This is a genomic window from Terrihalobacillus insolitus (assembly GCF_028416575.1).
In the GTDB taxonomy this organism is placed as follows: domain Bacteria; phylum Bacillota; class Bacilli; order Bacillales; family Amphibacillaceae; genus Terrihalobacillus; species Terrihalobacillus insolitus.
On record NZ_JAMQKB010000016.1, the window covers coordinates 21705 to 34313 of the forward strand.

The following is a 12609-nucleotide window of genomic DNA, read 5'->3' on the forward strand; positions in this document are numbered from 1 at the left end:
GGGCACAATGGTAAAATCGTTCTATTTTGTCATTGATCATACCTTGGAGATGATCATACATATAAATAGGGTATTCGCAACTACCCTTTTCCTATCCCTTGGATAAATGTAAGTTTAAAAGAAATAATGAATCCAGTTAAATACCAATTTTAATGACGAGTCAATGTTAGAGTTGATATACCATTCGTATTGAAACGAATGCTTTTATAATATAACTTGTGAAATAGTATGGCAGCTTCACGAGTTTGTTCGGCATGTTTGCTGAACATTATTTTACTATACAATTATGCTTGATTTGAGGGGTGAATCAGTGTTGACAGGTCAACTAGTTCAGTATGGACGACACCGCCAACGCAGAAGTTATGCGCGCATTAGTGAAGTGATTGAGTTACCAAATCTAATCGAGATTCAAACCGCTTCTTATCGATGGTTTTTAGAAGAAGGTTTAAAGGAAATGTTTCAAGACATTTCCCCTATTGAGGATTTCACAGGAAACCTATCATTAGAATTTGTAGATTATAGTCTAGGTGAGCCGAAATATCCTGTGGAAGAATCAAAAGAAAGAGATGTTACCTACAATGCTCCACTTCGCGTGAAAGTCCGTCTATTAAATAATGAAACGGGGGAAGTGAAGGAGCAAGAAGTGTTTATGGGTGACTTCCCGTTAATGACAGACACAGGTACGTTTGTTATTAATGGCGCCGAAAGGGTTATTGTATCACAATTAGTACGCTCGCCAAGTGTTTATTTTAGTGAAAAAATTGACAAAAACGGTAAGCGAGGAAATACGGCGACAGTAATTCCGAACCGTGGTGCATGGCTTGAGTATGAAACCGATGCAAAAGATGTAGTCCATGTTCGGATTGATCGCACAAGAAAGCTTCCTATAACCGTATTATTACGGTCACTGGGTTTTGGTACAGATCAAGAAATCATAGATCTTCTTGGTGATAATGAGTATTTAAAGAATACGCTCGAAAAAGATAATACAGAAAATAGTGAAAAGGCATTACTTGAAATATACGAGCGTCTACGTCCTGGTGAACCACCGACTGTAGAGAACGCAAAAAGCTTACTAGTTTCGCGTTTTTTTGATCCTAAACGTTATGACCTTGCACATGTTGGTCGCTATAAAATGAATAAAAAGCTTCACATTAAGAACCGTCTCTTTAATCAAATTCTAGCTGAAACACTTGTAGATGAAGAAACAGGCGAGGTGTTAGGGCAAAGAGGAGACAAAATTGATAGACGTCTATTAAACAAACTACTTCCATACTTGGAAGGAAAAGATACGAACTTTGGTGAGGAAATACTAGAGCCAAATGAAGGAGTATTACAGGATCCAATCAAAATACAATCTGTTAAGATCCTTGACCCAACTGATCCAGAAGGTGAAAGGACGTTAAGGGTTATTGGTAATGCAAATGTCGATAATAGCGTTAAAAACATTGCTCCTGCCGATATTTTAGCGTCGATTAGTTATTTCTTTAACCTACTCCACCAAGTAGGGGATACGGATGATATTGATCACTTGGGCAACCGTCGTCTTCGTTCGGTTGGCGAACTGTTGCAAAACCAATTCCGTATCGGTTTATCTAGAATGGAGCGAGTGGTACGGGAACGGATGTCTATTCAAGACACGTCCGCCATCACGCCCCAACAGTTAATCAACATTCGACCAGTGATTGCATCCATTAAAGAATTTTTTGGTAGCTCACAACTTTCTCAATTTATGGATCAAACAAATCCGTTAGCCGAATTGACACATAAACGCCGTTTGTCAGCTCTAGGACCTGGTGGACTAACCCGTGAGCGTGCAGGTTTTGATGTCCGTGACGTACACTATTCGCACTATGGACGGATGTGCCCGATTGAAACACCAGAGGGGCCTAATATTGGGTTGATTAACTCACTATCATCCTATGCAAAGGTGAACAAGTTTGGTTTTATCGAGACACCGTATCGTCGTGTTGATACTGAAACTGGAAAGGTAACAGAACAAATAGACTACCTAACAGCAGATGAAGAAGATAATTATGTTGTCGCACAGGCAAACGCGAAACTCGATGAAGAGGGATATTTCATTGATGAAGAGGTAATTGCTCGCTTTCGTGGTGAAAACACTATTGTGAAGAGAGACAGACTTGACTATATGGATGTATCACCGAAGCAGGTTGTATCTGCTGCGACAGCTTGCATCCCATTCCTAGAGAACGATGATTCTAACCGTGCCTTGATGGGTGCGAACATGCAACGTCAAGCGGTACCGTTGTTACAACCAAGATCACCGCTTGTTGGTACAGGGATGGAGTATGTGAACGGTAAAGATTCAGGTGCAGCTGTTATTTGTCAAACTGAGGGAATTGTTGAACGAGTGGAAGCTAAGGAAGTTCATGTTCGTCGGATATCGGAAGTGGATGGAAAGGAAATACAAGGTGATGTAGATCGTTACCGTCTTCAGAAATTCATCCGTTCTAATCAAGGAACTTGTTACAACCAACGTCCAATCGTTAAACGTGGTGATCGAGTAGTCAAAGGAGAAATTCTTGCTGATGGTCCTTCAATGGAAGAAGGGGAACTAGCTCTAGGGCAAAATGTCCTTGTTGGTTTTATGACTTGGGAAGGCTACAACTACGAGGATGCCATTATCATGAGTGAGCGACTAGTGAAAGACGATGTATACACCTCCATTCACATAGAGGAATACGAATCAGAAGCTCGTGACACTAAACTAGGACCAGAAGAAATTACGCGCGACATCCCAAACGTAGGTGAAGATGCTTTACGTGATTTAGACGAACGAGGCATTATCCGTGTTGGTGCTGAAGTGAGTGATGGCGATCTTTTAGTTGGGAAAGTCACGCCAAAAGGTGTAACAGAGCTTTCCGCGGAAGAACGTTTACTACATGCGATCTTTGGCGAAAAAGCACGTGAAGTCCGTGATACCTCTTTAAGAGTACCACATGGTGCAGGTGGGATTGTGCTAGATGTAAAAATATTTAACCGTGAAGATGGAGATGAGCTACCTCCAGGAGTAAACCAGCTTGTTCGTGCGTACATTGTTCAAAAAAGAAAAATTCACGAAGGCGATAAGATGGCTGGACGTCACGGAAATAAAGGTGTTATTTCAAAAATTTTACCTGAAGAAGATATGCCATTTCTTCCAGATGGTACACCAATAGATATTATGCTTAACCCATTAGGGGTTCCATCACGTATGAATATTGGACAGGTGCTTGAACTGCATTTAGGTATGGCAGCAAGACAATTAGGGATTCATGTAGCTACACCTGTATTTGATGGAGCTAGAGAAGAAGACGTTTGGGAGACCCTTGAAGAAGCGGGTATGCCGAGGGATGCAAAAACAATTCTTTATGATGGCCGAACAGGGGAACCGTTTGATAACAGGGTTTCTGTTGGTGTCATGTATATGATCAAGCTTGCGCACATGGTCGACGATAAACTCCATGCACGGTCAACTGGACCATATTCCTTAGTGACACAACAACCATTAGGTGGTAAAGCCCAGTTTGGTGGGCAACGTTTTGGTGAAATGGAAGTATGGGCATTGGAAGCATATGGTGCAGCGTATACGCTGCAAGAAATTCTAACTGTAAAGTCTGACGATGTGGTTGGTCGTGTGAAGACTTACGAAGCGATCGTTAAAGGTGACAACGTACCTGAGCCGGGTATCCCAGAATCATTCAAAGTATTGATTAAAGAATTGCAAAGTCTTGGTATGGACGTTAAAATGCTGTCAGCAGATGAAGAGGAAATTGAACTTCGTGATATCGAGGAAGATGAAAACCAATCAGCAGATAAGCTGAACTTAGAAGTCGAAGAAAAATAATCAACAGTTCTCGAGCTTAGGGTAAAACCTGAAACTAAAAGGGAGGTAGGCTCCTTGCTAGATGTAAACAATTTTGAGTTCATGAAAATTGGTTTAGCTTCGCCTGACAAAATCCGTTCGTGGTCATTTGGTGAGGTAAAAAAACCAGAAACAATCAACTATCGCACGCTTAAACCTGAAAAAGATGGCCTGTTTTGTGAGCGTATCTTTGGGCCGCAAAAGGACTGGGAATGTCACTGTGGCAAGTACAAACGTGTACGTTATAAAGGTGTTGTTTGTGATCGTTGTGGTGTAGAAGTTACCAAATCAAAAGTTCGTCGTGAGCGTATGGGGCACATAGAACTTGCTGCTCCTGTATCTCACATCTGGTATTTTAAAGGTATTCCAAGTCGGATGGGGCTTGTGCTTGACATGTCCCCTCGTGCCCTTGAAGAAGTGATTTACTTTGCTGCCTACATTGTGACGGATTCGGGAGATACAGCACTTGAGAAAAAACAGCTTTTATCCGAGAAAGAATATAGAGCGTATCGTGAAAAGTATGGCCAAACATTCCAAGCACAAATGGGTGCAGAGGCAATACGAAAACTGTTGCAGGATATTGATCTTGACAAGGAAGTAGACTTTTTAAAAGAAGAGTTGAAAACAGCGCAAGGTCAAAGAAGAACGCGTGCGATTAAACGTCTTGAGGTATTGGAGGCGTTTCGTAACTCTGGGAATTACCCTTCTTGGATGATTTTAGATGTACTACCGATCATTCCACCAGAATTACGTCCAATGGTTCAATTGGATGGTGGTCGTTTTGCCACATCTGATTTAAACGACCTATATCGTCGTGTAATCAATCGTAATAATAGGTTAAAACGTTTACTGGATCTTGGTGCACCAAGCATCATCGTTCAAAACGAAAAAAGAATGCTGCAAGAAGCGGTAGATGCTTTGATTGATAATGGTCGCCGTGGTCGTCCTGTTACAGGACCAGGAAATCGTCCGTTGAAGTCCCTGTCACACATGCTAAAAGGGAAACAAGGGCGTTTCCGGCAGAATCTTTTGGGTAAACGTGTGGATTACTCGGGACGTTCTGTTATTGTCGTTGGCCCTAATCTTAAAATGTATCAATGCGGACTGCCAAAGGAAATGGCGCTTGAATTATTCAAGCCATTTATTATGAAGGAACTAGTGGAAAAAGGATTAGCTCATAATATTAAATCAGCGAAAAGAAAAATTGAACGCGTTCATCCAGAGGTCTGGGACGTATTAGAAGAAGTTATTAAAGAACATCCAGTTCTTTTAAATCGCGCACCAACCTTACACAGGCTCGGAATCCAAGCGTTTGAACCTACACTAGTGGAGGGACGTGCAATCCGACTTCACCCACTTGTCTGTACTGCTTACAACGCAGACTTTGACGGGGATCAAATGGCTGTTCACGTACCATTGTCAGCTGAAGCTCAAGCAGAAGCAAGAATATTAATGCTTGCAGCACAAAACATTTTAAACCCGAAAGACGGTAAGCCAGTAGTTACTCCTTCACAAGACATGGTGTTAGGTAATTATTACCTTACGATGGAGCGTGATGATGCTGTTGGTGAAGGCATGGTGTTTAAGGATTTAAATGAAGCGTTGATCGCATATCAAAGCGGCTACGTACACTTGCATACAAGGGTTGGCGTTCAAGCGGGGTCGTTACACAATGAGACGTTTAGAGAAGAACAACGAAAACAACTGTTAATTACAACGGTTGGTAAGCTGATTTTTAATGAAATGCTTCCAGCTTCGTTCCCTTACATTAATGAACCTACACATGAGAATCTAGAACTAAAAACTCCTGAAAAATATTTTGTTTCTAAAGGAACAAATATTAAAGAGGAGATTAAAACTAGGGATTTGATTGAGCCATTCAAGAAAGGGATTCTTGGTGATATAATTGCAGAGGTATTTAAGAAGTTTAAGATTAGTGAAACTTCAAAAATGCTTGATCGTATGAAGGATCTTGGCTTCAGTTTTTCAACGAAAGCAGGTATTACGGTTGGTGTATCTGACATTGTAGTTCTTGCTGAAAAACAAGAAATATTAGATCAAGCTCAAGGTAAAGTGGATAAAGTGTTAAAACAATTTAGACGTGGATTAATCACAGAGGACGAAAGATATGATCGAGTGATCTCCATCTGGTCCCAAGCAAAAGATGATATTCAAGATAAATTGTTGAAAACATTAAACCCACGAAACCCAATCTTTATGATGAGTGATTCTGGTGCTCGTGGTAACGCATCAAACTTCACACAACTAGCAGGTATGCGTGGTTTAATGGCTAACCCAGCAGGTAAAATAATCGAGTTACCAATTAAGTCAAGTTTCCGTGAAGGTTTAACTGTACTTGAGTACTTTATCTCTACCCATGGTGCGCGTAAAGGTCTTGCGGATACAGCATTAAAAACGGCTGACTCTGGCTATCTAACACGTAGATTAGTTGATGTTGCTCAAGATGTTATTGTCCGTGAAGAAGATTGTGGAACCGATAGAGGGTTAACAGTACAGTCAATTACTGAAGGAACAGAAATGATTGAACCACTAATTGATCGACTAATTGGAAGAACTGCATTCCAAATCGTTAAACACCCAGAGACGGATGAGATACTAGTGGGTCTTAACGAAGTCATCACGGAGGATCTTGCCAAGCAAATTGTGGATTCAGGTATAGAAAAGGTAATTATCCGTTCCGCATTTACATGTAATACAAAACACGGCGTTTGTAAAAAGTGTTATGGTAGAAACTTGGCAACTGGTGACGAGGTTGAAGTCGGAGAAGCGGTAGGTATTATCGCGGCACAATCTATTGGTGAGCCAGGTACACAGCTGACCATGCGTACATTCCACACAGGTGGGGTTGCGGGAGACGACATTACTCAAGGTTTGCCACGTATCCAAGAGCTATTTGAAGCACGTAATCCAAAAGGGCAAGCAGTTATCAGTGAAATAGACGGTGTTATCCAAGACATTAATGAAGTGAAGGATAAACAAGAATTGGTTGTTCAAGGTGATGTTGAAACGAGAACATACACCGCACCATATGGCGCAAGACTTAAAGTAGTCATTGGTGACAACATTGTTTCTGGGCAAGAACTGACTGAGGGTTCAGTGGATCCGAAAGAGTTGCTAAAGGTTCAAGGCCTAGACGGTGTGCAAGAATATCTACTAAAAGAAGTACAGAAGGTTTACCGTATGCAAGGGGTTGAAATTGGGGACAAACACGTAGAAGTAATGGTTCGTCAAATGCTCCGAAAAGTACGGGTGATCGATAACGGAGATACTGACGTGTTACCTGGTTCATTGCTTGAAATCCATCAGTTTAGAGAAGCAAACAAAAAAGTACTACAGGAAAATGGGCAGCCTGCAATAGGTAGACCAGTCATCCTTGGTATTACAAAAGCTTCGCTAGAGACAGATTCATTCTTATCAGCTGCTTCATTCCAGGAAACAACACGTGTTTTAACGGATGCAGCAATTAAAGGTAAACGTGATGAATTGCTTGGGTTGAAAGAAAATGTGATCATCGGTAAGCTTGTTCCAGCTGGAACGGGCATGCAAAGGTATCGTAAAGTTCAATCTTCAGTTGAAACGTCTAGCGAGGAAACAGTTGAACATTTAACCGAAGAAGTAATCCAATAATGTGTTTCAAGGCGATCGCTAATGAGAAATGAGTGATCGGCCAGTTTTTCAAATATGTAAACAAGGAATAAATGGAAAGGATGCACCAGATTATAGTTGAAGGCTGCTCAAAAAGGGTATATAAACGTGTAATCGTAAATTATAACCCTTCAAAGCTCCTTGCATTTTAATGTTGACATTGAAATGGCTGAATGATACTATATTCAAGGTGCTTCCGTTTATCCTTGTTACTTTGGAGGATATAATTATGTCTTATGAAAAAGTAGCACAGGTGAAAACTGGTTTAATAATAGGAACCAAACAAACGATAAAAGCCATGAAGAATGGCGAGATTAGCGAAGTTATTCTTGCTGATGATGCTGACCAGCAAATAACGAGCAAAGTTTCACGTCTTGCTAATGAACTGAACATTCCATGTTTACGAGTAGAATCGATGAAGAAACTTGGTCATGCATGTGGAATCGATGTTGGAGCAGCGACGGTAGCAATAAAACGATAGAGTTTTGGCGATTACTTAATGTAACGCAAGGCTTTGTTTTTTTGCTTGATTATGAACCACCTGGATATGTGGAATTACAGCTTATGAATGAAAGGAGGAAAACAATATGCCTACTATTAATCAACTTGTACGCAAAGGGCGCGTGAGCAAGTCGAAGAAATCTGACTCTCCAGCACTTAATAAAGGGTATAACAGCTTTAAGAAATCTTTAACAGATCAATCCTCACCACAAAAACGTGGAGTTTGCACACGTGTTGGAACCTTAACACCTAAAAAACCGAACTCTGCACTACGTAAATATGCGCGTGTTCGTTTAACGAATGGAATAGAGGTTACAGCTTATATTCCTGGGATTGGCCACAACCTTCAAGAACACAGTGTTGTGCTTATCCGTGGTGGACGTGTAAAGGACCTTCCTGGTGTACGTTACCACATTGTTCGTGGTGCACTTGACACTGCAGGAGTAGAAGGTCGTTCACAAGGACGTTCAAAATACGGTACGAAAAGGCCGAAAAAATAAAGCTGAATCTAGATCAACATAAGGGAAAGGAGGGGGACATATGCCACGTAAAGGACCAGTAGCAAAACGTGATGTCTTACCAGATCCGCTATATAATTCGAAACTTGTAACTCGGTTGATCAACCGAATCATGGTAGATGGCCAACGAGGAAAAGCGCAAAAAATTCTATATAAAGCGTTTGAACTAGTGAAAGAGCGCGGTGGTAAAGATGCAATGGAAGTTTTTGAACAAGCGATGAAAAATGTTATGCCTGTACTTGAGGTTCGTGCTCGTCGTGTAGGTGGATCGAACTACCAAGTTCCAGTAGAAGTCCGTCCAGAACGTCGTCAAGCTTTAGCGCTTCGCTATATTGTGAACTATTCTCGTCTACGAGGAGAGAAAACAATGGAAGAACGTCTAGCAAACGAAATTCTAGATGCATCGAATAACACAGGTGCTTCCGTCAAGAAGCGCGAAGACATGCATAAAATGGCAGAAGCAAATAAAGCATTCGCTCATTACCGTTGGTAGGAGTGAAAATCAAAATATCTCGATCAGGAAGGAGAAAGATTCATGCCTAGAGAATTCTCCTTGGAAAAGACGCGTAATATCGGTATTATGGCCCATATTGATGCCGGCAAAACTACCGCTACTGAACGTATTCTTTTCTATACAGGACGTATCCATAAAATTGGAGAAACACATGAAGGTGCCTCTCAAATGGATTGGATGGAGCAGGAGCAAGAACGCGGAATTACAATTACCTCCGCAGCAACTACTGCTCAATGGAAAGGTCACAGAATCAATATCATCGATACACCAGGACACGTTGATTTCACAGTTGAAGTGGAACGTTCCCTACGTGTATTAGATGGTTCCGTTGCACTATTAGACGCGCAATCAGGTGTAGAACCACAAACAGAGACTGTTTGGCGCCAAGCTACAACATACGGCGTTCCTCGTGTTGTGTTTGTAAATAAAATGGATAAAATTGGTGCGGATTTCTTGTATTCTCTTAAAACAATTCACGATCGTTTAGGTGCAAATGCACACCCTGTACAATTACCGATCGGTGCAGAGGATAACTTTGAAGGTATTATCGATTTAATTGACATGGAGGCATATTATTACCTTGATGATCTCGGAACCCGCGCAGAATCACGTGCTATTCCAGCAGAGTTAAAGGACCAAGCTGAGGAATATCGCACAAAGCTAGTTGAGGCAGTTGCCGAGCTTGACGAAGAATTAATGATGAAGTACCTAGAAGGGGAAGAAGTAACAAAAGAAGAGTTAAAAGCGGGTATCCGTAAAGCAACTCTTGATGTCGAATTCTATCCAGTCTTCTGTGGATCAGCATTTAAAAATAAAGGTGTACAATTGTTGTTAGATGGTGTAATTGATTATTTACCATCACCAATGGATGTACCTCCGATTGAAGGTATTATTCCAAATACGGAAGATAAAGTTGTTCGAAAAGCAGATGATAACGAACCATTCTCAGCTTTGGCTTTTAAAGTAGCAACGGATCCTTATGTTGGAAAGCTTACATTTTTCCGTGTGTACTCTGGTACACTAAAAGCTGGTTCATATGTAAAGAACTCAATAAAGGATAAACGTGAACGTGTAGGACGTATTCTACAAATGCACGCAAACCACCGGGAAGAAATTTCAGAGGTTTATGCTGGTGATATTGCAGGGGCAGTTGGGTTAAAGGACACTAGTACTGGTGACACACTATGTGATGAAAAATCATTAGTTATCCTTGAATCTATGGAATTCCCTGAACCAGTTATTTCAGTAGCGATTGAACCTAAAACAAAAGCAGACCAGGATAAGATGGCTGTTGCTTTAGGTAAACTTGCGGAAGAAGACCCTACATTTAAGACAGAAACCAATCCAGAAACAGGACAGACGATCATTTCTGGTATGGGTGAGCTTCACCTAGATATCATTGTTGACCGTTTAAAACGGGAGTTTAAAGTAGAGGCTAATGTAGGTGCGCCACAAGTTGCTTATCGGGAGACATTCCGTGCTTCTGCTCAAGTCGAAGGTAAATTCGTTAAACAGTCTGGTGGTCGTGGTCAGTATGGTCACGTTTGGGTTAAATTTGAACCAAACGAAGAGGGTGCTGGATTCGAGTTTGTGAACAAGATCGTCGGTGGTGTCGTGCCTCGTGAATATATCCCATCTGTCGAGGCTGGTATAAAAGAATCGATGGAAAACGGTGTCGTCGCAGGATACCCACTTATCGACGTAAAGGCAACACTTTACGATGGAAGCTATCACGATGTTGACTCGAATGAAATGGCCTTTAAAGTTGCTGCATCAATGGCACTAAAAGCTGCAAAAAACAAATGTCAACCAGTTCTTCTTGAACCAATGATGAAAGTGGAAGTTGTTATTCCTGAAGAATATATGGGTGATATCATGGGTGATATTACCTCAAGACGCGGACGCGTTGAAGGTATGGGTACCCGTGGTCCAGCTCAAATAGTAAATGCATTCGTACCTTTAGCTGAAATGTTTGGTTATGCAACTGCATTGCGTTCTAACACGCAAGGTAGAGGACAATATACGATGCACTTTGATCACTATGAAGAAGTACCAAAGAGTATATCTGAGGAAATAATTAAGAAAAACGCTGGTGAATAATTGATTTTTTCATGTTCATCAAGTATAACTTGTATTGTAAGCTCAGAAACAGCATGGAACGCTGTTTCTGAGCAAACAAATAAATTACTTAAAAAGCTTATAATTTTAAAGGAGGAAACTATAAATGGGTAAAGAAAAATTTGATCGTTCCAAGTCCCACGTGAACATCGGAACAATCGGACACGTTGACCATGGTAAAACGACATTAACAGCGGCAATCACTACTACACTTTTTAACAAGTATGGTAGAGGGGAAGCTCGTGCATATGATTCTATCGATGGAGCACCTGAAGAGCGCGAGCGTGGTATCACTATTTCTACAGCACACGTTGAATATGAAACAGACAACCGTCACTATGCACACGTTGACTGTCCAGGTCACGCTGACTATGTTAAAAACATGATTACTGGTGCAGCACAAATGGATGGAGCAATTCTTGTAGTATCTGCTGCAGATGGACCAATGCCACAAACTCGTGAACATATCCTATTGTCACGTCAAGTAGGTGTACCTGCGATTGTCGTATTCCTTAACAAAACGGACATGGTAGACGACGAAGAACTACTAGAACTAGTTGAAATGGAAGTTCGTGATCTACTTACTGAGTATGACTTCCCTGGTGATGATGTACCAGTAATCAAAGGTTCCGCTCTTAAAGCGCTTGAAGGCGAAGAGCAGTATGTAAATGCAATCTATGAATTAATGGATGCAGTTGATGAATATATTCCAACTCCTGAACGCGATACTGAAAAGCCATTCATGATGCCAGTTGAGGATGTGTTCTCCATCACTGGTCGTGGTACAGTTGCTACAGGTCGTGTTGAGCGTGGTCAAGTTAAAGTTGGTGACGAAGTAGATATCATTGGTCTTTCTGAAGCACCGAAGAAAACTACTGTAACTGGTGTAGAGATGTTCCGTAAGCTTCTTGACTATGCCGAAGCTGGAGATAACATCGGTGCACTTCTACGTGGTGTATCTCGTGATGATATTAACCGTGGTCAAGTACTAGCTAAGCCTGGTACAATTACTCCACACACTAAATTCCAAGCGGAAGTTTATGTGTTATCTAAAGAAGAAGGTGGACGACACACTCCATTCTTCACAAACTACCGCCCACAATTCTACTTCCGTACAACAGATGTAACTGGAGTTATCCAATTACCTGAAGGAGTGGAAATGGTTATGCCTGGAGATAACGTAGAGATGTCAGTTGATCTTATTTCTCCAATTGCCATTGAAGATGGAACTAAATTCTCTATTCGTGAAGGTGGACGTACTGTAGGAGCAGGCGTTGTTGCAACCATTACCGAATAAGGATAAACCTTAAAAAAACAGACAGCGAATTGACTCGCTGTCTGTTTTTTTAACGGCATTTCCTATTCTAGTTGGCAGAACTATGTCAAAAAAACACTAAACGCAAAATGATCCCTTTATTTACCAT

7 protein-coding genes are annotated in these 12609 nt (G+C 41.2%); all 7 read left to right on the plus strand.

The window, feature by feature from the left end:
* Positions 1-313 precede the first annotated feature (313 nt).
* The 7 genes from rpoB to tuf all read left to right on the plus strand — a co-directional run bounded on the left by rpoB (position 314) and on the right by tuf (position 12482).
* A complete protein-coding gene (gene rpoB / locus NC797_RS13490) occupies positions 314-3850 on the plus strand; it encodes a DNA-directed RNA polymerase subunit beta (RefSeq protein ID WP_272437323.1) in 3537 nt (1178 codons plus the stop codon).
* 54 nt (positions 3851-3904) lie between these two features.
* Positions 3905-7516, plus strand: a complete 3612-nt coding sequence (rpoC, locus tag NC797_RS13495; protein WP_272437324.1) for a DNA-directed RNA polymerase subunit beta' — start codon at positions 3905-3907, stop codon at positions 7514-7516.
* Between the two features lie 247 nt (positions 7517-7763).
* Entirely contained in the window at positions 7764-8015 is a 252-nt protein-coding gene (locus NC797_RS13500; RefSeq protein WP_272437325.1) for a 50S ribosomal protein L7ae-like protein, read from the plus strand.
* 106 nt (positions 8016-8121) lie between these two features.
* Complete coding sequence (gene rpsL, locus NC797_RS13505; RefSeq protein WP_272437326.1) at positions 8122-8535, plus strand: 30S ribosomal protein S12; 414 nt, start codon at positions 8122-8124, stop codon at positions 8533-8535.
* Between the two features lie 40 nt (positions 8536-8575).
* Positions 8576-9046 (plus strand): 30S ribosomal protein S7, encoded by a 471-nt coding sequence (gene rpsG / locus NC797_RS13510; protein ID WP_272437327.1) that lies wholly within the window; start codon positions 8576-8578, stop codon positions 9044-9046.
* Between the two features lie 42 nt (positions 9047-9088).
* A complete protein-coding gene (gene fusA / locus NC797_RS13515; RefSeq protein WP_272437328.1) occupies positions 9089-11167 on the plus strand; it encodes an elongation factor G in 2079 nt (692 codons plus the stop codon).
* 124 nt (positions 11168-11291) lie between these two features.
* Positions 11292-12482: an elongation factor Tu gene (tuf, locus tag NC797_RS13520; RefSeq protein WP_272437330.1), complete on the plus strand. Its 1191-nt coding sequence runs from the start codon at positions 11292-11294 to the stop codon at positions 12480-12482.
* Positions 12483-12609: the final 127 nt, after the last annotated feature.

Coding starts and splice junctions, on each gene's coding strand:
- NC797_RS13500 (WP_272437325.1), top strand. CDS start 7,764: ATGTCTTATGAAAAAGTAGCACAGGTGAAAACTGGTTTAATAATAGGA.
- fusA (WP_272437328.1), top strand. CDS start 9,089: ATGCCTAGAGAATTCTCCTTGGAAAAGACGCGTAATATCGGTATTATG.
- tuf (WP_272437330.1), top strand. CDS start 11,292: ATGGGTAAAGAAAAATTTGATCGTTCCAAGTCCCACGTGAACATCGGA.
- rpsG (WP_272437327.1), top strand. CDS start 8,576: ATGCCACGTAAAGGACCAGTAGCAAAACGTGATGTCTTACCAGATCCG.
- rpsL (WP_272437326.1), top strand. CDS start 8,122: ATGCCTACTATTAATCAACTTGTACGCAAAGGGCGCGTGAGCAAGTCG.